24 protein-coding genes and 1 pseudogene are annotated in these 17,563 nt (G+C 52.7%); 12 read left to right on the top strand and 13 right to left on the bottom strand.

Annotated elements, in window-relative coordinates:
* Positions 1–109: 109 nt before the first annotated feature.
* Positions 110–466 (top strand): transcriptional regulator, encoded by a 357-nt coding sequence (locus B145_RS0120240; protein WP_018609777.1) that lies wholly within the window; start codon positions 110–112, stop codon positions 464–466.
* A gap of 90 nt (positions 467–556) precedes the next feature.
* Here B145_RS0120240 and B145_RS0120235 read toward each other — a convergent pair whose 3' ends face one another.
* Complete coding sequence (locus B145_RS0120235) at positions 557–982, bottom strand: DUF6130 family protein (protein ID WP_018609776.1); 426 nt, start codon at positions 980–982, stop codon at positions 557–559.
* A 116-nt stretch (positions 983–1,098) separates the two neighbouring features.
* Here B145_RS0120235 and B145_RS0120230 point away from each other — a divergent pair, with 116 nt between their 5' ends.
* The gene (locus B145_RS0120230) at positions 1,099–1,746 is read left to right on the top strand and encodes a TetR/AcrR family transcriptional regulator (protein ID WP_018609775.1); all 648 of its coding nucleotides are present in this window, start codon (positions 1,099–1,101) and stop codon (positions 1,744–1,746) included.
* A 350-nt stretch (positions 1,747–2,096) separates the two neighbouring features.
* Here the strand turns inward: B145_RS0120230 and B145_RS29700 are convergent, their stop codons facing one another.
* Positions 2,097–2,279: a LysR substrate-binding domain-containing protein gene (locus B145_RS29700; protein WP_033407838.1), complete on the bottom strand. Its 183-nt coding sequence runs from the start codon at positions 2,277–2,279 to the stop codon at positions 2,097–2,099.
* 399 nt (positions 2,280–2,678) lie between these two features.
* Between B145_RS29700 and B145_RS27035 the strand changes: the two genes are divergently transcribed.
* The 3 genes from B145_RS27035 (at position 2,679) to B145_RS0120215 (ending at position 4,307) form a co-directional block, all read left to right on the top strand.
* Positions 2,679–3,416 carry an MBL fold metallo-hydrolase gene (locus tag B145_RS27035; RefSeq protein ID WP_211209888.1) on the top strand — a complete coding sequence of 246 codons (738 nt, stop codon included), beginning with the start codon at positions 2,679–2,681 and terminating at the stop codon, positions 3,414–3,416.
* Positions 3,403–3,786 (top strand): MBL fold metallo-hydrolase, encoded by a 384-nt coding sequence (locus tag B145_RS29155; RefSeq protein ID WP_211209887.1) that lies wholly within the window; start codon positions 3,403–3,405, stop codon positions 3,784–3,786. Before B145_RS27035 ends, B145_RS29155 begins: the two co-directional genes overlap by 14 nt.
* A gap of 167 nt (positions 3,787–3,953) precedes the next feature.
* The gene (locus B145_RS0120215; protein ID WP_018609773.1) at positions 3,954–4,307 is read left to right on the top strand and encodes a cyclophilin-like fold protein; all 354 of its coding nucleotides are present in this window, start codon (positions 3,954–3,956) and stop codon (positions 4,305–4,307) included.
* Positions 4,308–4,447: 140 nt separating this feature from the next.
* Here the strand turns inward: B145_RS0120215 and B145_RS0120210 are convergent, their stop codons facing one another.
* The 4 genes from B145_RS0120210 to B145_RS0120195 form a co-directional block, all read right to left on the bottom strand.
* A complete protein-coding gene (locus B145_RS0120210) occupies positions 4,448–5,605 on the bottom strand; it encodes an iron-containing alcohol dehydrogenase (protein WP_018609772.1) in 1,158 nt (385 codons plus the stop codon).
* A gap of 17 nt (positions 5,606–5,622) precedes the next feature.
* Positions 5,623–6,021 (bottom strand): (R)-mandelonitrile lyase, encoded by a 399-nt coding sequence (locus tag B145_RS0120205; protein ID WP_018609771.1) that lies wholly within the window; start codon positions 6,019–6,021, stop codon positions 5,623–5,625.
* A 12-nt stretch (positions 6,022–6,033) separates the two neighbouring features.
* Positions 6,034–7,221: an MFS transporter gene (locus B145_RS0120200; RefSeq protein WP_018609770.1), complete on the bottom strand. Its 1,188-nt coding sequence runs from the start codon at positions 7,219–7,221 to the stop codon at positions 6,034–6,036.
* 67 nt (positions 7,222–7,288) lie between these two features.
* A complete protein-coding gene (locus B145_RS0120195; RefSeq protein ID WP_018609769.1) occupies positions 7,289–8,371 on the bottom strand; it encodes an alpha/beta hydrolase in 1,083 nt (360 codons plus the stop codon).
* A 208-nt stretch (positions 8,372–8,579) separates the two neighbouring features.
* On the opposite strand from B145_RS0120195, the gene B145_RS0120190 reads away from it, so the two are divergent.
* Positions 8,580–9,509 (top strand): AraC family transcriptional regulator, encoded by a 930-nt coding sequence (locus B145_RS0120190; RefSeq protein ID WP_018609768.1) that lies wholly within the window; start codon positions 8,580–8,582, stop codon positions 9,507–9,509.
* 588 nt (positions 9,510–10,097) lie between these two features.
* Here the strand turns inward: B145_RS0120190 and B145_RS0120185 are convergent.
* Both B145_RS0120185 and B145_RS28845 read right to left on the bottom strand, forming a co-directional pair.
* Positions 10,098–10,328: pseudogene (locus B145_RS0120185) on the bottom strand (IS481 family transposase); the annotation flags it as partial.
* Positions 10,329–10,461: 133 nt separating this feature from the next.
* Complete coding sequence (locus tag B145_RS28845; protein ID WP_157288550.1) at positions 10,462–11,016, bottom strand: hypothetical protein; 555 nt, start codon at positions 11,014–11,016, stop codon at positions 10,462–10,464.
* 108 nt (positions 11,017–11,124) lie between these two features.
* Here B145_RS28845 and B145_RS0120175 point away from each other — a divergent pair, with 108 nt between their 5' ends.
* Both B145_RS0120175 and B145_RS26435 read left to right on the top strand, forming a co-directional pair.
* The gene (locus tag B145_RS0120175; RefSeq protein ID WP_018609765.1) at positions 11,125–11,499 is read left to right on the top strand and encodes a type II secretion system protein; all 375 of its coding nucleotides are present in this window, start codon (positions 11,125–11,127) and stop codon (positions 11,497–11,499) included.
* On the top strand, positions 11,474–11,968 hold the full coding sequence (locus tag B145_RS26435) for a type II secretion system protein (RefSeq protein WP_157288549.1): 495 nt from the start codon (positions 11,474–11,476) through the stop codon (positions 11,966–11,968). The genes B145_RS0120175 and B145_RS26435 overlap by 26 nt, the downstream gene beginning before the upstream one ends.
* 399 nt (positions 11,969–12,367) lie before the next feature.
* On the opposite strand, the gene B145_RS0120165 is transcribed toward B145_RS26435, so the two are convergent.
* The 5 genes from B145_RS0120165 to B145_RS29695 form a co-directional block, all read right to left on the bottom strand.
* On the bottom strand, positions 12,368–12,853 hold the full coding sequence (locus tag B145_RS0120165) for a hypothetical protein (protein WP_157288548.1): 486 nt from the start codon (positions 12,851–12,853) through the stop codon (positions 12,368–12,370).
* A 768-nt stretch (positions 12,854–13,621) separates the two neighbouring features.
* Positions 13,622–13,906 carry a hypothetical protein gene (locus B145_RS0120160; RefSeq protein ID WP_157288547.1) on the bottom strand — a complete coding sequence of 95 codons (285 nt, stop codon included), beginning with the start codon at positions 13,904–13,906 and terminating at the stop codon, positions 13,622–13,624.
* Positions 13,907–14,398: 492 nt separating this feature from the next.
* Positions 14,399–14,578, bottom strand: a complete 180-nt coding sequence (locus B145_RS0120155; RefSeq protein WP_018609761.1) for a hypothetical protein — start codon at positions 14,576–14,578, stop codon at positions 14,399–14,401.
* A 221-nt stretch (positions 14,579–14,799) separates the two neighbouring features.
* Positions 14,800–15,012 carry a hypothetical protein gene (locus tag B145_RS28840; RefSeq protein WP_157288546.1) on the bottom strand — a complete coding sequence of 71 codons (213 nt, stop codon included), beginning with the start codon at positions 15,010–15,012 and terminating at the stop codon, positions 14,800–14,802.
* A gap of 688 nt (positions 15,013–15,700) precedes the next feature.
* On the bottom strand, positions 15,701–15,994 hold the full coding sequence (locus tag B145_RS29695; RefSeq protein WP_425425625.1) for a hypothetical protein: 294 nt from the start codon (positions 15,992–15,994) through the stop codon (positions 15,701–15,703).
* Positions 15,995–16,165: 171 nt separating this feature from the next.
* Between B145_RS29695 and B145_RS0120145 the strand changes: the two genes are divergently transcribed.
* The 4 genes from B145_RS0120145 to B145_RS0120135 form a co-directional block, all read left to right on the top strand.
* Positions 16,166–16,348, top strand: coding sequence for a hypothetical protein (locus B145_RS0120145; protein ID WP_018609759.1), 183 nt, complete (start codon positions 16,166–16,168; stop codon positions 16,346–16,348).
* A gap of 21 nt (positions 16,349–16,369) precedes the next feature.
* On the top strand, positions 16,370–16,768 hold the full coding sequence (locus B145_RS26430) for a tail fiber assembly protein (protein WP_018609758.1): 399 nt from the start codon (positions 16,370–16,372) through the stop codon (positions 16,766–16,768).
* 180 nt (positions 16,769–16,948) lie between these two features.
* Entirely contained in the window at positions 16,949–17,146 is a 198-nt protein-coding gene (locus tag B145_RS29690) for a Com family DNA-binding transcriptional regulator (protein WP_083917830.1), read from the top strand.
* On the top strand, positions 17,094–17,563 hold a 470-nt coding region (locus B145_RS0120135; RefSeq protein ID WP_018609757.1), incomplete at its 3' end, for a DNA adenine methylase. The genes B145_RS29690 and B145_RS0120135, both read left to right, overlap by 53 nt.

Raw genomic sequence — 17,563 nt, 5'->3', positions numbered from 1 at the left:
GCATGTGATCGCCTCTTCGTAATGCCATCTGACAGTACGCGAACCACGGTTAAGCTGCTTATCGTTATTTCTCCTTGCATGTATATATGTTTTTTTCTATACATAATACATGATTGAGATTGAATTACAGGCAAGGGCCACACGCGCCCGCCAGATCTTCCAGGAGCTTGGCATCTCCCAGACAGAGATCGCCGAGGCCGTCAGCGCCTCCCAAGCGCAGGTCAGCCGCATCCTGGGTGGCCACAACCTGCGCCCCTCCCGCTTATTTGAAGAAGTCTGTCTCTACGCCGAGCGCAAGACCCAAGGTGTGACACATGAGGCAGTCTGTCAGAACACGGAACTCATCGAAGCCCTCCGTCAGACTTGGGACGGCACTGCGGCACACGCCAAGGCACTTGCCGTCGTCATCCGTTCCTTGTCAGCACTCGCGTCGCCCATCCCATCCGTACTGGATAGAAAGGAATAGCCATGCTGATTCGCCCTTCGCTGTTGCCTGATGAGTCCGGCACTTGCACTATTACTCGGTATTGCCGGGCTTCCACCCAGGTTGCTGGAACTAGGGAATGGTGAAGTCCAAATCTTTGNCCGCAAGCACATGATGGTTCGCGTCTGCCAATTCCAACGTAAGTTGGTGGGGACCGTGTGACAATCCCTGAATGACGATGGGTTCTTCGCTGGCTTGCAACCAATGCCAAGCTGCATGATCTACCGTGATATGCAGATGGCCGATTCTCGGTACGACCCGCAACGCGGCTTCGCCGTAGACGGGAATGATCTTAATGTGCTCCGTGCGGAACGGCACCACCACGATCCCTTTGGCTAACGGGATGGCCAGCGGCGCATCAACAATTAATTGGGCTGCGGGTTCAACCGGAGCTGTAGGCAGAATATGGGCATCATGATCGTCAGCATGCGCGGTTGTGAGGCTTAGGAGAGCAGCGGTGATTGCCAGGTAACGAGCGACAAGTGATTGAAATTTCATGGAGGCCCTCGACGATGGACATTGAAAATGTAATCAGTGATTGCATTCTGAATTGTGGCATGGTTTGAAGGATGTGTGCAATGATTACATTTAGCGACCATTGACAATTTCCGACCATGACGAAAACCCGACCTCCTTCGCCGCCTGAGGATACACTGCTGCGCCGCAGCTACCACCATGGTGACCTACGCCGCTCTTTGTTGGATGCTGCGGTGCAGTTGATCGAGACACATGGGGTTGATGCGGTAAGCGTACGGGCTGTCGCCAAAATAGCGGGGGTATCACCTGGTGCCCCTTTTCGCCATTTCGCCACTCGTACGGCACTGCTGACCGCAGTCGCTGAGGAAGCGATGAACAGGCTAGCCGGGACTATTGAGTTGTCCTTGCAAGCGGCTGCGGATCAAAATCCGCTTATGCAGTTTCGTGCAATTGGCATTGGTTTTCTGCGTTGGGCCTTTGCCAATCCCACGCATTTTCAGGTAATTTCGGCACGCGCGGTGATTGATTTCGAGGGGTCGTCTCTGCGCCAGCGCAACGATATGATCCGCGCAAAAATGACCGAGTTGATGGATGAGGCAGCAACAGTGGGCTTGCTGCAGCCAGGGGATGTTAGGCATCATCAGATGGCCGCTCGCGCGCTCGTCTACGGCTTGGCTCGCATGTACGTTGATGGGCAGTTTCCAAGCTGGGAGTTTAACGAGAGTGACGCGTTGAAAGAATGCATCGCGATCTTTGACCAGTTCGTCGCATCCATCAGCGCGTGACGTCGCCTGACGACTCCTACTCTCATCTCATTGAAGTCAAGGGAAACGGTCCAGATGCGTCCCTCGGAATGCCACGGCGTTTTTACATGGCCTCAATCGGGAGTGAAAGCTCGGTTCTCGGCCTTAGCGGACCTTGGTCTGAAGCGCCAAATCAGACAGCAATTCGCCGCTTAACTGCCGTTCAGCATTTAGAGATCGCGAACGGCAGCCCTCCTTTCCGACGAATAGGTGTTTCCGCCCCTCAGGAGTCATTCATCGCCACAATGGTTGATTGGCTGGTTACAGCGTGAAGTCGCCGCTTGTAGAGCGACGGTATCCGTATGCTCAGGCATTTCCAGTGCGCCAGTGAGTCAAGGCATTAGCTCCTTCAATACCTCGATAAAAGCCCTCAGACCCGTAGGAACATGCCGATGCCCTGCGTAATACAGAAACAGACCCAGGATTGCAGGGCACCAGTTAGAAAAAACCTCTATCAGTTGGCCCGCATCCAGGCAGGACTGCACCACAGAAGTGGGAACGTAGGCAATGCCCATCGCTCCGGTCATCCTGTTTCTCGCCACAAAGGACGCGCAATTCATCACTGGCTACAGCCTCACACCTGACGGCGGAATGGTCATCGACGCCGCGCGCTGACTGGCGCGATGACATCAACTACGAATCGATTGGAGATGGGAGCAGATGAAGCAACCCAGGCCCGCATGCAAAAAGACTTCGCTGAGCGTCTGCAAACGCCACTTGGCACTGTTTTGGCTGCTTGAGCCCCATTTTTCCGGATGCACTGCCGACACATTTGCGGGTCAGTCGGCAGTTCTAGTACCCGGAGGATCAGGCAAGAAAGGTCGAGGATCTGTCTACCCCTTTGTCTGGATTGCCACAGAGAATTTGGTATGATCTATGGAAATTTCTCCAGATGAGACGAGCATACAAAGCGTATGGTCACCTCGATCGCATTGCTTGCTGGCTTGGGCCTGGGGGCCTGTGCCTACCTGCAGCACCCGAAATTTGGCAGCTACCCGGCTGGTCATCGTCAGGAAAGAATTGCCCGCTCCACGCACTATGTCGACGGTGAATTCCGCAACCAAATTCTCACCCCTATATTGGTCGGCGATACGGGTACATTTTCCATCCTCACCAAGAGCCTGTTTGAGCGAGTCGAACACCTCCGCCCGACACGGCCTGTGCCTGCATTCAAAACAGACTTCAAATCATTGACTATAGAGCAGGACATGGTGATCTGGCTGGGGCACTCCTCATTTTATGTGCAACAAGCGGGCAAGCGCATCCTGATTGATCCGGTATTCAGCGACCATGCTTCGCCCGTGTCGTTTTCGATCCAGTCCTTTGCCGGAACCAACCTGTATACCGCTGAGGACTTGCCGAGCATCGACGTACTGCTGATCACCCATGATCATTGGGATCATCTGGACTATGCTACGATCATCGAACTCAAGAACAAGGTCAGCCAGGTCATGGTGCCTTTGGGGGTTGGTGCTCACCTGGAAAGCTGGGGTTACGCTGCAGACCAAATCCACGAAGGCGACTGGTACGACAAGCTTGTTGTAAGCCAGCGGCTGACTATCCACTTGATTCCGGCCCGCCACTATTCCGGCCGTTGGCTGACCCGCAACAAAACCCTGTGGGGTGGGGGTGGGGTTCGTGCTGGAATCTGAAAACCGGCGGCTGCTGTTCAGTGGCGACACGGGGTACGGCCCGCATTTCAAGGAACTGGCGCAGTGCTATGGCAGCTTTGATCTGGTTGCGCTCGACATGGGCCAGTACGACCCGTGCTGGCCCTACATCCACATGACGCCTGAACAGGCAGCACAGAACGCCCAAGAGTTGAATGCCAAAACTTTGTTGCCAGCACATGTGGGTAAGTTCAATCTGGCCCGCCATACCTGGACCGAGCCTTTAGAGCGCATTGTTGCTGCCAGTCAGCAGCAAAGCTACACATTGCTCACCCCTATGATGGGTGAACAAATGAGGCTGGACGTACAAACGCAGTACTTTTCCCCATGGTGGAACGGCATCACAGCGTAACTGTCTCCCACATTTACAGGAGAAAAACAATGAAGTGTGTCTTCGGCGGTTTGCTGTCCGTACTGATGGCTGGCTGTATTTCAACATGCTCTGGTGGTAATGACCCGACCCCATCGCCTGCTGTGCCGTCCTCAAGCAGTTCATCACCCATGACAGGAGCCCAAACTATGCAAGTCCGCATGGCCATCAACGGCTATAGCACAACTGCCACACTAGAGGACAACGCGTCAGCCAGAGATTTCCTGAGTATGCTGCCAATGACATTGAAACTTGATGACTACAACGCCACTGAAAAAATCGCCTATCTGCCACGCAAGCTGACAACAACCGGGGCGCCAGCAGGCATCGACCCGGAAGTTGGCGACATCACCTACTACGCTCCTTGGGGCAATCTGGCGATTTTTTACCGCGATTTTGGCTATTCAACCGGGCTGATTCGTCTGGGCCGATTTGATGGGGGCGTGGACCTGTTGAAGGCCCGGGGCGGCTTGGAAATCACCATTGAAGCTGTAGCACCGTGAATTCAGCTATGGTTTTGCGGGGCAAGGAATACGCGGGTGAAAGAGCGATCTTCGCTAGGCGTCATCCTGAGTGAACAAAGGCCGCAAACGTGGATCTGCGGCCTGAAACAACAGCTCTACACCTACTCTTTTGACATGCCTTACAGCGCCAATTCCAAAATGTGCGCGACATCAGCCGGGGTGATATCGGCGTGCTCCCCTAGTTTGACGTGGCTGTGCGCTTCCAGCTTCTGCACCACGGCCGTGATAATGGACTTGTCCAGGTTGTAATCGCGCAACCGGGTCTTGACCCCCATTCTCTCGAAGAACTGACGCGTATGCTCAATGGCGGCTTCAATGCGTGCGTCTTCATCGCCTTCGGTCAGCCTCCAGATTCGTGTTGCATACTGAAGGAGTTTCTCTCTCTTTTGTGCCTTCTTATATTGCCAGACCACCGGCAGGACGACAGCCAAGGTCTGACCATGATCCAGCCCATACAGGCCGGTGATTTCCTGGCCGATCATATGTGTTGCCCAATCAGCAGGCACTCCAGTGGCAATCAAGCCATTCAGCGCCATGGTTGCGGTCCACATCAGATTGGCGCGTACATCGTAATCTGATGGATTCTCCAGCGCCTTCGGGCCGTCTTCGAGCAAATTGAGCAGCAGGCTTTCAGCAAAACGATCCTGTACCTTGGCATTGACTGGATAAGTCACATATTGCTCAACGACATGCACAAAGCTGTCGACGACGCCATTGCCGGTTTGGCGGGGTGGCAGTGAATAGGTGGTGGCCGGATCAAGTACCGAGAATTGCGGGTAGACATGATCTGAAAAGAAAAAGAGCTTGTCTTGTGTGGCAGCGCGCGTAATGACCGCGCCATTATTCATTTCAGATCCGGTGGCGGCCAGCGTCAGGACGCTGCCGAATGGTACCGCCTGAGTCACTTTGGCGCCATAAGTCTGGATGATTTCCCATGGGTCGTTTGGATACAGGGCGGCGGCAGCAATGAATTTGGTGCCATCAATCACAGAACCACCGCCTACTGCCAGAATGAACGAGATGCTTTCCTTCTTGACCAGTTCTGCGGCTTTAACCAGGGTTTCGAAATGCGGGTTAGGCTCAATGCCGCCGAATTCGAAAGTGGTAAATCCTCGCAGCGCAGCATGGACTTGATCCAGCACGCCGTTTTTCTTGATCGAGCCACCACCATAGGTGATCAATACACGACTGCCCGCTGGAATTTCTTCACGGATCTTGTCGATTTGCCCTTGGCCGAAATGGATTTGGGTAGCGTTTTTGTAGCTGAAATTGTTCATCGTGATAGTCCTTTCAATCAGTTCTCTGTGTATTCTTTGTCGCTGACGAGTTCGAACCAGTCGGCGGCTTTGCCATCCATTGCTTCCTGAATGGCAATGTGAGTCATGGCGGTTTCGGGTGCTGCGCCATGCCAGTGTATTTCGCTAGGCGCGATCCAGACAATATCGCCAGGTTTGATTTCCTTCATCGGTTCGCCCTGCAACTGCACACGGCCGCAGCCGGTTGTCACAATCAGCGTCTGTCCAAGTGGATGGCTATGCCACGCCGTACGGGCGCCGGGTTCAAACGTCACCATGGCCACGGAGACGGTGACCGGTGCCTCTGTGTTGAACATGCCATCAATCCGGACCTTGCCAGAAAACCACTCGGCTGGCCCAGTGAGGGAGGGAATCGAGCCGTTATGCAGAATTTTCATTACATTAGCCTTTCAAAATGCTGGTTTGATACGATTGCCATTGCCGACAAGCACTGATGCCAGTACGAGAAGAATGATGCTGCCAACAAAGGTGGCTTGAATTGACCAGTGATCCAGCAAGGCGCCACCAAGTGTGCCGCCCAGCAGAATGGCGAGTTGGATCGCGGCAATGATCAATCCACCGCCAGCTTCCGGCTGGTCGCCAATCCCATGTGCAATCCATGCAGACCAGCTCACTGCAATAGCTGCGTTCACTGCCCCCCAGACAATCAGGGCGATGGCCACTGGCCATAACATCGACCCGGCCTCCAGCAATCCCAGGGTGACAAACGCCATGACAAAGGGCAGCCAACACAGCAGGCGGTATAGCTGTTTATCCAGTAATGCGCTTGCGCCGCGTGTGCCAATGAATCCGGCCAACCCTAGCCCAAACAACAGGAGCGAGAGCTGTGTCAGACTCACATGCGTCTGGGTTTCCAGAAAGGGCCGGAAGTAGGTAAATGCCGAGAACGCGCCGGCAAAAGTCAGCATGACGGACGGCATGGCAAAACGCATGTTTCTGCGCCCGAGCAAGGCCAACTGTTCGCGAATGGATGTGGCATGGTGGGATGGCATCGAGGGCAGGCTTCTCCACTGCCAGAGGAGGGCCAGAATGGCGGCCGGTACCAGAGCCCAGAAAACTCCGCGCCATCCAATGAAACCACCAAGATAGCTGCCTACTGGCGCGGCAAACGCGGTGGCAACCGCATTGCCCATATACATCGTCCCCAGTGCCTTGGGTACGCTCTCGGCTTGGACCAAGCGGATAACAGTGGCCGTCGCCAAGGACCAGAAGCCGCCAATCACGATGCCCAGGAGTGCTCTCGCAAGCATCAGAATCAAGAAACTGGGGGCGCAGGCAGCTAGGATCAAAGACAGCAATAACAGGGAGGTCAAGCACAGCATGACATGCCGCCGGTCGAGGCGTGCTGTGAGGCTGGCCGTCATCAGACTGGCTATCACGGCAAACAGACCGGATATTGAAATCGCCTGCCCGACCGTGCCATCTGTAGCAGCCAAATCGGCAGCGATCGGGGTCAGCAGACTGACCGGCATGAATTCTGCAGCGATCAGCATGGCTACACAAAAAGACATCGATAGCACCGCGCCGCTTTTTTCTGCATGCCCGGTGGTGGTTGAGCGCATGATGACGTCCGACATAAGAATCCTAAAAAAGCAGACAACCGGCCTTGATCCGGCCGGTTGCAGGACAGGATCGCTTCGAAAATCACTTCAGGTATTTGCTGAAGAAATCTGCCATCTTGTCGTACGGGATCTTGCCTGCCTTGTCGTCATACAGATCGACGTGGCTGGCACCCTTGATGATCAGCAGCTCTTTGGGCTCTGCGGCAGCAGCATAGGCCGTCTCGCTGAAGTAACGCGAGTGAGCCTTCTCGCCATGGATGAACAAGATCGGACGCGGCGAGATTTCCTTGATGTAGGTAAGAAGCGGCATGTTCATGAATGACAGCGGCGTGGTCTGCGTCCAGGCATTGCCAGAATTCACTGCACGCGGATGGTAGCCGCGCGGCGTGCCATAGTAGTCGTAATAGTCCTTTACGAACTGAGGCGCGTCGCTGGTCGGCTGGCTGTTGTAAGCAGGCTGGTAAGCGGAGCTGCCCTTTTCGGCATCAACCCAGCGCTGTCGGCTCATCTGTTCCAGTGCCTGCGTGCGTTGCGCCAGGGTCATGCTATCGAAGTAGCCCTTGGACATCACACGAGTCATGTCGTACATGGTGCTGGTTACGACAGCCTTGATCCGCTTGTCTACCGCTGTAGCATTCAAGGCCATACCACCCCAGCCGCAGATGCCAATGATGCCGATACGTTCGCGATCCACCTCGGCGCGCAGTCCCAGGTAGTCGACGGCAGCACTGAAGTCTTCGGTATTGATGTCGGGAGAGGCTACATTGCGCGGCTCACCGCCGCTCTCGCCGGTATAGGAGGCATCAAAAGCCAGAGTCGCGAAGCCGCGCTCAGCCATTGTCTGTGCATACAGGCCGGAGGACTGTTCCTTCACCGCACCAAACGGGCCGCCTACTGCCAGCGCAGGCAGGCGCTTGTTGCCGCGATTCTTGGGCAGGTAGAGATCAGCCGCCAGCGTGATGCCGTAGCGGTTCTTGAAGATGACCTTCTCATGATCAACCTTGTTGCTTCTGGGGAAGGTCTTGTCCCACTCCTGAGTCAGTTTGAGCACGTCTCCTCCGGTTGAGGCGGTGCTAGCTTTCGCCAGAGTTGAGCCCGTGCTGATGAAAAAGGCCACACAAGCAAGCATGGAAGTCTGGATGAAAGCTTTGCGAGAAAATTTCATGGGTTCGGTTTCCTTGCTAGAGAAAGGCAGGGTCTGTCTGGCAAAGCACCAGCGATCACCTGAAGCAAATTCTCTTCGGCCGCCCCCATTGATCGGTATCCAAATCCTGCTTGTTTCTTGCCTGATCCTCCGAGGCTACTGATTATTGATTGGCGCAAGCAACAGGTCTGCGTATTCTTAGGATAGGAATCAAACGCAAGGTAGAGGCATGACTGAAAACGATGAAACCGGCACGCTGGCTGCAATGCGTGAGGCGATGATCAAGCGCATTGGCCACTGGACCATTGGCAAATCCGACTGGATATCCCCGATTCCGGATCTCATGTTGTTCCGACGCGAGGCCCCAATGCCGCCCACCACCTGTCTGGTTGAGCCCAGCATCATTCTGGTTGTTCAAGGCGAGAAACAGATGCTCGCAGGCGGGGAAGCCTTCCCGTATAACATCGATCGCTTTCTGGTGACGTCGCTCGATATCCCTGCCAAGTCACAGATCGTCGTAGCGAGTCCTGAAAACCCCTGCCTCGGACTCGGCTTAAAGCTGGACCTTCGCACCATCGCTGAGTTAATCGCGCAAGGCCGATTGCCATTGCCCCTGGAGCAATCAAATGACAAGGGAATCGGAATCGGGCTTGGCTCGGTCACAGCTGGCTTGATGGATCCGATCAAACGGCTAATCGACTTGCTGGACGAACCCACCGCAATTCCCGTACTGGCTCCTATGATCACGCGGGAAATCCACTATCGTTTGTTGATGAGTGATCAAGCCGCCCGCCTGTGGCAGATCGCCTCGGTGGGCGGTCAGGGACACCGTGTATCGAAAGCCATTGATTGGCTCAAGATGAACTACGCTGCCACGCTAAAGATCGACGACCTGGCGGCACATGTGCAGATGAGCCCGTCAAGCCTGCACCACCACTTTCGCCAGCTTACTGCCATGAGCCCGCTGCAATATCAGAAGTGGTTGCGCTTGAATGAAGCTCGCCGACTCATGCTGAATGAAGATCTCGATGCGGCGAGTGCCGCGTTTGAAGTCGGCTACGAAAGCCCGTCGCAGTTCAGCCGCGAGTACAGTCGCCTTTTTGGCATACCACCCAAGCGGGACATTGAAGGACTACGTAAATTGGAACCCACCGCTTAAATCGCCACCTAGTTAGAAGTGGAATGTCCGAAAACCTTCTAAATGCGGCCGCAGTTTGCTAATCATCAATAGTCAGCGATAACCTGCCATTCAGACTCTACTACATCAGTCACCCACGACTGTTCCGGCCAGATTTTGTCTCATCTATTTCTGGAAATCACAACTGATTGATCTGCTTTTGAGATGGGGAGCATGATAAACATGCTCGGCAAGCCTTGCTAGGCGTAGTTTGCGACTTTATTTGCAAAGGCAAATGATTGATAGTCTCGAAGAGCCGCATGGGCATTGAAGTGCAGTTCGCAACTCTAATTGCAGCGAATAATTGTATCGCGAAACAATATAGTTCTTTCCTAGACAATAAAGTTCTTGCTGTGAACCCCTCCTAACCGAGGGGGCACTTGCACATGGGCGTTCCAGCAGTTGTCGTTGCCACAACGCCAATAATCGCTCATAGGCTAATTAGTCACCTACCTAGGCTCAACCAAATATAGAAATGCATCCAACGAACGCAGGAGCGCTTCTGCAACCAGCAGGGTAACTCCGTCGTAACAACCACTCACGCACGCTTTACCTAGCATGTCGTAGTACCTAACTGTTTAGTCCCACAGTGTGCTGGGCTGGGTTAATGTTGAAACGTTCCGGTTCAGTTGTCCAGATTTTGCAGATGTATTCGTAGGGAGTCAGGCCCTTGAGGGTTTTCAATCGTCTGGCAAAGTTGTAGGCCATCAAGAAGGTCTGCAAGTGGTTCTTCAGTTGTTCGTGCGATTCATAGTAGTAGCGTTTTACTGTCGCTTCCTTGATCGTTCGATTCATGCGCTCTGGCATCTTCATGCGAATTTTCTCGGAAGCCGAGATTTCTCCATCCGCTGCCATGATGCGACTGAACCAATCACGGCCCATCCCGGGTTGTTCTGAAAAAACGGGTTCCCTAAAATGAAGTGAGAGTACCGTTCTACCAGTTTTCTCCCTGCTTTCTTGTTGCCACCTTCTTCGTAGAACCTGCACTCCCCTTTGGCTCCACATGCAAAACGCCGGTCCATGAGACTGCGTTCAGCAAAGCCAAAACGGCATAGCAAGGATATAATTTATATGCCATCGGCTTGCTGCAGCCAAGCACCATGATTTCCTTTGACAGCGTGCTGAATCCTTGCGCAGAGAGGACTTCTTCTCGAAGATGGCTATAGCTGAGAAGTGGAGAGGCAAGACGACAACGCTCCAGAAACTGTGCTTGTCGTCTGCCACTCACTGGAGGAGAGAAGTAGTGATGCTCGAGTTCAAGTTTGACCGGCATTGCCAGTTTCTTCTGGAAGAGCGCATCGAGTTCGGTCCGGTCGAACCATTTGAGTTCTGCCATGTTGGGCAGTGGCTTCTTCTTGCGGCGACGCTTGCAGTTGCTTGGCCGATCCTCTGGAATACTTGACTGACCTGTACGACATGAAATTGAACCAGCAAGCGGACCAAATGCTCTATTTTCTGAGCGCGAGAAAGAAAAGAGGGGTTCATGCATAGTGTTTCCCCCGCGCATGATTTCCTCTCCCTACCCAGTGCGGAAGCGCGTGGTGAACAGACCGATCTCGGTGATGGTGGCCGTGCATATCAGAAGTGGTAGGCCCGTATGCACGCACGTACATCCAAACACCGTGGTTTTACCCTGATCGAGATGTTGGTGGTCATGGCGATTCTGCTCTCAATCATCACGCCAAGATATTTTCATCAGGTCAACCGTACAAAAGAGTCCGTATTACGTCAGCAACTGTTTGGCATGCGTGAAGCGATTGATCGCTTCCAGGGGCAATATGATCGTTACCCAGCCTCCTTGCAGAAACTGGTGGATTCGCGTCTGTTGCGCCAGATTCCAGGAGACCCGCTGACCGAGTCTGCCGAGACTTGGCAATTGGTGACGGACACCCGCCGTGGCGAAGGCATTTTTGATGTGCACAGTGGCACACAGGGGGAGGATAGCCATGGCAAACCCTATGCAGCATGGTAGCGCCCTCCGGCACCAACATCAGCGCGGTTTTACGTATTGGGTACTGCTTTTTGCCATTGCACTGTTCGGGATTGCACTGGGAGCCTTTGTGCCCATGCTGGCGCAAACCTTACGCTTTGAACGGGAAGCCCAAATGATCGAACAAGCACAGAATATTGCATGCGCCATTCGTGCCTATTCCCTGGTCGGACAGGGAGGCTTGCATCTGAATCCGCAATCTCTGGAAGACCTGCTGGAAGACCGCCGCTTTGGCGGCACACGGCGCTATCTACGCGAAATCCCCTGGGACGCAGTATCCCGCTCTTACAATTGGGGCCTGATCCATGGAGACGACGGAGGCATCACAGGCGTGTATTCTCAAAGCCTGTCCAGCCCGGTACGTCAGAATCTGCCCGTGGGTGTAGTGGCCGCCGACAAGGTGGAGCATTACAGCGATTGGCATTTCATGGCCAGTGCCATCTCGCAGTGAGGTCGATCAATCCGACAGCAACCCCCCCAGGCATCAATCACAAAAGGATGGTTTTGGTGCACCGTCGTCACGGCAGCGCGTAAAGCCGCCCGCCCCCGTTCATCCGTCAGCACAGGTCTCCGTCGGAAGGTTACCACCGCAAAAAAGTATGAGGCCACGGGCACGGTCGCCCGACGATAACGTGACATGAACGCATGCTAAATATGTCAATGAGTTTTGCAAAGCATCGCCAACACACAGAATCAACGAAGGCAAGTAGGGTTTGCATACGTAGCATGCGAACGCGTGATGATCGAGAAAGCGCAGGCCGTCGCAGAAGAAACACCATCAAACACACGTCATTCCCAATCAACGTCACAAACGCGTGCGCAACTCGTTGCGTCCCCTGGCTACAGCTCATCATGGCGAATAACCAATTTCATGGGGTCCATATTGAGGCATGCATAAAGAAAATTGGCATTTATCATCAAGCTGATACACTGCTACACCGTCTTCTCTGTCAAAAACTCTTATTGATTGCAGTAATTCATCGGTAATGACGTAACGCAAACGAACCTTGGAATTTTTAAATAAATTCATATTCTCACCCAAGCCTATCTCAAGACAAATATCCTCAGGTTGAATAGCAATATTGTATGGATTAATGCCTGTGTGTTTATAAGAAACAATTACTAAATTGTGACTAGGGTCATTAGCATAAACCCAAGAACGCACGTCCATTTTTATATGAGAGCGACAACCTTCCGCTTGGGCGACAACCATAGAATCATTTTCTCTTGCCAATGCTGCGAGATCCTTACCGGACTCAATCGTAAACAATAGATAGCCTTTTATATAGACTGCGTTTCCATAGTGGTCAGATATTTCTTTTTTTGTCGCCAACATTTCCACGCTCTTTATTTTAAGAGGCGGTATTGACACACAGGATGTTAGCAATGCAAACGCGATAAAACACCAGAGTCTTAAATGCACCATGGTTTATCCTCCAGAGCCACAAGTGAAGAAGAAGCTGGGGCTTCAAGAAGACGCTGAAGGGTGCTAATTCCACCTTTGGGAACATAACCCATCATTTGGCCAAGGATGATCAAGAAAGCACAGGCCGTCGCAGCAGAAACACCATCAAACACACGACACTCCCAATCAACGTCACAAACGCGTGCGCAACAAGTTGCGCACCTACCCAGCTATCGGGTTACCTTACGGGTAACCGTTGTAAGCCATTTCTTTTTTTACCGAGAAAAACAAAGACACAAACAACGTCAACATACCAGAAACCACATCTATTGAACCAGTCGTAGACTTAAACCAATACGATAAAAAAACCAAGAACATGTTATAGCCAACCCTAAACACCAAGCAAATACCTTGCAAATCCGAGCATAAAGCGTAAATCTTCCACCCCCTATATTTTTCTACTAAACATATTAAATATCACCACTAGCGCATGGAAACCAGTAGAAACACGCCTACTGAATTCAACCAAGAAAACATAGAATTCATCATGTTTTAACCATAAACATATATTATTAACCCGGCAACAATATAGTGATGATCGAAAAATCACGGCCCGACGTAGAAAATATCATCAAACAGACGACATATCCTAATCAACGTCCCGGACGCATGCGCAACAAGTTGCACACCCTACCCGGCTCATGGGGCGCAACCAGGAATTTGAACTATCCCCATCAGCAATGCTATAAGACCACAAAAACGCAAATGCCATATATAAAATTGACTTCTAACATAATTCGTTGCAATTTTTTCATACCCTCTATCGAATTCACTAAGCCAAATCACAAATTTCTGAATTCTTGCAGGAATAAGAAGACAAACCAGTCCGAGCATTAACATCATCACCATAAACATAACATAACTCCATAACGCTGCATGTGCAGTGAAGAAGGCTCGATTCGCCATTAAACCGAAATTCGACATGGGATTATAACTTATGAACTCGGCAACATTTTACCCAACGGTCTGACCACAGCAAAGCCCAGAAATCGATGTACTACAAAGTTAATGCCCGTACGAATAACCGTAGCCCACACCTATCTGCGGAGTAAATAGACCAATACCTGTCGCACTCCCGCTTCCGGAGTAACCTGTCTCGGAGAGCCCCAAACCGTAACCTAGCGATGCATTAAAACCATGACCAGACAGCAGTCCATCTAATGTGCGTTCGTTCGGTGTGCCGCCCATATTCATCCAATTTGCTGTCAAGCTACCAGATACTTTAGGGGCTGCTTTTCCAATGCCAGCACCCCATGGGGTTGTATACCACCGTCCATACCTATCTCGGGTAATCGATCCTGACCAACCAAGGAGGGAAGTCCCTACATTTACATCGTGGGTGTAGTGGCCACCGACAAGGTGGAGCATTACAACAATTGGCATTTCATGGTCAGTGCCATCCCACAGTAAGGTCGATCAATCCGGCAACAGCACCCAAGCATCAATCAAGAACGGATGGCTGTGGCGTACAGTCGCAATGGCAGTACGCAACGCCGCCCACACCCGTTCATCCGTCAGCACAGGCCGCCGTCGGAACGTCACCACCGTGAAAAAGTATAAAGCCCCGGGCACCGTCGCCCGACGATAACGTGACATGAACGCATGATAGATATGTCAATGCGTTTTGCAAAGCATCGCCACGTCAAAATCAGCACCAACACACACGACCAACGGAGGCAACCGTAGGGTTTGCACGCGCAGCGTGCGAACGCGTGATGATCAAGAAAGCACGGGCCGTCGCAGAAGAAAGTCCATCAAACAAACGCATGTCCCAACCAGCGCCCCGAACGCATGCGTAACACGTTGCGCACCCTTGGCTAATATGCGATATCTGAACTATAAACAGCTCCCGTTTGTACATCTATCAATGCTTTTTGCTCAAAAAATTGCATAACGATCAATGTTCCTTTCGGAGCTTTTGTACTAGGCCCATTTGGAACTATGGCATAAGAAAAATATCCGCATCGTTTATTTTCATAGCCACTACACATGTTTTTATAGGCTAAAAATATTGGAGTATTTGACGACACGGAAAACTCCCTGATTTCTTTAGCCTGCATCAAAGCAAGGTACGACAAAAAAATCCCAACAGTTAGGCTTGACAGTACAGGAACTAAACAAAAACAATGTAAATCTTTTTCGTTTGGCCCACGCTTGAAACAACCGAATGACGACGCAATGCTGTTCCAAAATATAAGATGCCAATCGCAGAAGCGATGAAGGTTAACAAAGGTGACTGAACTAGCACATCAATCACGAAAGAAAATACACAAAATAAACAATAAAATTTCATCATGTTATTTAGAGTCGCAAGGGCATTGAAATTGCTCTTTTCCGGAATCGTATGTTTCGGCCCCTTCAAGCCCCCACCTCTCCGTCCAACCAGGATCACTAGACCCCGGCTTACCAAAAATACGTGAGGCTCCAGGGACGCTTCGGGCAATCTGTCCTGCGGCTTTCATGCCCATAGCCAGCTGTTGCGATCCAGGAAAAATATCCCAATATCTTTCAGCAGCCATTTGTTATCTCTCTGCAGCAACGAGATTGTTGTCATTTATATCAAGCTTCTTTTGCCCAGGGCCCGGATTTCGCTGGCTGTCTAGCCACATTCCTGGCGTTTGGTATACCGTTATGCAGAAGGCGTAGAAACCGCACAAGCAACACAAGCAGCACAAATATCCGGCCTCGAAGGCCTCCCCCCCCAACGCTGTAGGCCACCTAGATAGTATTGAACGTGCTGACGGCAGTGTAGAGCGCTACGTTCAAGACGCCGAAGGGCGGCTGCTCGCCCACATCGACCCGCTCGGGCGCATCACCCGCTACGACTACACCGGTGCGGGCCTCATTGCCCAGCGTCATGACGCCCTGGGCCAAACCCTGCGTTACCGCTGGGACCGCCTCGGGCGGCTGCTGGACGAAACCGGCTTTGATGGGCAACGTACAGATGGTGGCGGGGAGTTTGCCGGTGATAGGCAACATCATCGCCTTGGTCGATGTGTTCAATGACATCATCACCCTCTCCAAGAGCAAGACCAAAGAGTTATTGGATTGGGTCAGCCTGGGCATCAACATTCTGGGCGTAATCCCCATGCCTTTGAATCTGGCCGCTGCCCGGATGAGCCTACGCCCAGCACTTACCCTGGTTCGCCAGAACATGGCCCGGGTCGTTAAGGGACCTTCCCGGTGGCCTTCCCCAATCGGCTGGTGTCCTTTACTGGCAACATCATTTCACCGGGGGTCAATGTCACCACCGTACTGGCGAATGCGGATGCCGCCACTAAAACCAGTATCCCCGTGGCGGCATTCAACGTCGGCGGCGCTGGGGGCGGCACGACCCCCATCTTCTATATTGCCATTGGATTCTGATCCGAACTGATCGGGCACAATATGACAAACAGCAAAATCTATTTCTCAGCCTCCACCCTGGGCTTCTACGATTCGGCCATTAACACCGAATTACCCGAAGACGCCGTGGAAATCAGCCTTGAAACACGTCAGGCACTCATGGCCGCGCAAGGGGCTGACTCGGTCAAGATCATTGCGGCGGATCAAGACGGCTTGCCGATTGCCATTGATCCACCGGCACCGGCCCTGGACGTGTTGGCGGCTCATGCCCGCGCCCAGCGTGACGCACTGATTGCCGCCACGGATTACCTCTTGATGCCGGATTACCCGGTTAGTGCTGCACGGCTTGCACGGATCAAGGCATATCGACAAGCACTGCGGGATGTCACCACCCAGGCCGGTTTCCCCACCGTCATCGAGTGGCCGACGCTCTCCACCTAGCAGGAACGTAGGCAATAGAAGAGATAGAGAAGACAGCGACCGGGCAAGAGGCGGTAACCTCCTACACGGCCAGCAAACCCGCAGAACAGACCTGCAAGCTCACCCAAGGCTGCCGCCTTCAGCGCTGAAAGCGCGGCAAGTCTAGCGGAATTATTGGCACCCGTTAAGGGTCTTGCAGACATGAATCAGGATATTCGTTGTACACAGTGCGGTCGCAAATTGGCGGCCGGTCGTTATCTGGAATTGCACATCAAGTGCCCGCGTTGTCGGGCGATGAACCATTTCAAAGCAGAGCGCCCCGGAGCGCCTCAACCAGGAGCTACAGATGGACGCCAGTCCGATCATTCCCTGGCTAGGCGGCAAACGACGCTTGGCTGATAGATTGTTGCCGCTATTCCCGCCGCATGAATGCTATGTGGAATTGTTCTGTGGAGGTGCTGCACTGTACTTCCTGCGCCCGGTGCCCGCAGGCACCGAGGTACTCAATGATGTGAATGGCGAACTGGTGAATCTGTACCGCGTGGTGCAGCATCACATGGAAGAGTTCGTGCGCCAGTTCAAGTGGGCGATCACCAGTCGGCAAGTATTTAAGTGGATGCAAAATCAGTCCACCGAATCCTTGACGGACATCCAGCGGGCCGCCCGCTTTTACTATTTGCAGCAGCATGCCTTCGGCGGCAAAGTGCAGGGGCAATCCTTCGGCACCGCCACCACCGGGCCAGCGATCAACCTATGCCGCATAGAAGAAAACCTGAGTGCGGCCCATCTGCGCCTTGCAGGGACGTATGTTGAACA

It is taken from the genome of Uliginosibacterium gangwonense DSM 18521, assembly GCF_000373965.1.
GTDB lineage: Bacteria > Pseudomonadota > Gammaproteobacteria > Burkholderiales > Rhodocyclaceae > Uliginosibacterium > Uliginosibacterium gangwonense.
This window is presented reverse-complemented; position numbering and strand designations above follow the sequence as displayed.

What these genes read in the sequence shown, in the direction of transcription:
- B145_RS0120240 (WP_018609777.1), top strand. Translation starts at nt 110, where the DNA reads ATGATTGAGATTGAATTACAGGCAAGGGCCACACGCGCCCGCCAGATC.
- B145_RS0120230 (WP_018609775.1), top strand. Translation starts at nt 1,099, where the DNA reads ATGACGAAAACCCGACCTCCTTCGCCGCCTGAGGATACACTGCTGCGC.
- B145_RS29700 (WP_033407838.1), bottom strand. Translation starts at nt 2,279, where the DNA reads ATGGGCATTGCCTACGTTCCCACTTCTGTGGTGCAGTCCTGCCTGGAT.
- B145_RS27035 (WP_211209888.1), top strand. Translation starts at nt 2,679, where the DNA reads ATGGTCACCTCGATCGCATTGCTTGCTGGCTTGGGCCTGGGGGCCTGT.
- B145_RS0120215 (WP_018609773.1), top strand. Translation starts at nt 3,954, where the DNA reads ATGCAAGTCCGCATGGCCATCAACGGCTATAGCACAACTGCCACACTA.
- B145_RS0120210 (WP_018609772.1), bottom strand. Translation starts at nt 5,605, where the DNA reads ATGAACAATTTCAGCTACAAAAACGCTACCCAAATCCATTTCGGCCAA.
- B145_RS0120205 (WP_018609771.1), bottom strand. Translation starts at nt 6,021, where the DNA reads ATGAAAATTCTGCATAACGGCTCGATTCCCTCCCTCACTGGGCCAGCC.
- B145_RS0120200 (WP_018609770.1), bottom strand. Translation starts at nt 7,221, where the DNA reads ATGTCGGACGTCATCATGCGCTCAACCACCACCGGGCATGCAGAAAAA.
- B145_RS0120195 (WP_018609769.1), bottom strand. Translation starts at nt 8,371, where the DNA reads ATGAAATTTTCTCGCAAAGCTTTCATCCAGACTTCCATGCTTGCTTGT.
- B145_RS0120190 (WP_018609768.1), top strand. Translation starts at nt 8,580, where the DNA reads ATGACTGAAAACGATGAAACCGGCACGCTGGCTGCAATGCGTGAGGCG.
- B145_RS28845 (WP_157288550.1), bottom strand. Translation starts at nt 11,016, where the DNA reads ATGCATGAACCCCTCTTTTCTTTCTCGCGCTCAGAAAATAGAGCATTT.
- B145_RS0120175 (WP_018609765.1), top strand. Translation starts at nt 11,125, where the DNA reads ATGCACGCACGTACATCCAAACACCGTGGTTTTACCCTGATCGAGATG.
- B145_RS26435 (WP_157288549.1), top strand. Translation starts at nt 11,474, where the DNA reads ATGGCAAACCCTATGCAGCATGGTAGCGCCCTCCGGCACCAACATCAG.
- B145_RS0120165 (WP_157288548.1), bottom strand. Translation starts at nt 12,853, where the DNA reads ATGTTGGCGACAAAAAAAGAAATATCTGACCACTATGGAAACGCAGTC.
- B145_RS0120160 (WP_157288547.1), bottom strand. Translation starts at nt 13,906, where the DNA reads ATGTCGAATTTCGGTTTAATGGCGAATCGAGCCTTCTTCACTGCACAT.
- B145_RS0120155 (WP_018609761.1), bottom strand. Translation starts at nt 14,578, where the DNA reads ATGTCACGTTATCGTCGGGCGACGGTGCCCGGGGCTTTATACTTTTTC.
- B145_RS29695 (WP_425425625.1), bottom strand. Translation starts at nt 15,994, where the DNA reads ATGATGTCATTGAACACATCGACCAAGGCGATGATGTTGCCTATCACC.
- B145_RS26430 (WP_018609758.1), top strand. Translation starts at nt 16,370, where the DNA reads ATGACAAACAGCAAAATCTATTTCTCAGCCTCCACCCTGGGCTTCTAC.
- B145_RS29690 (WP_083917830.1), top strand. Translation starts at nt 16,949, where the DNA reads ATGAATCAGGATATTCGTTGTACACAGTGCGGTCGCAAATTGGCGGCC.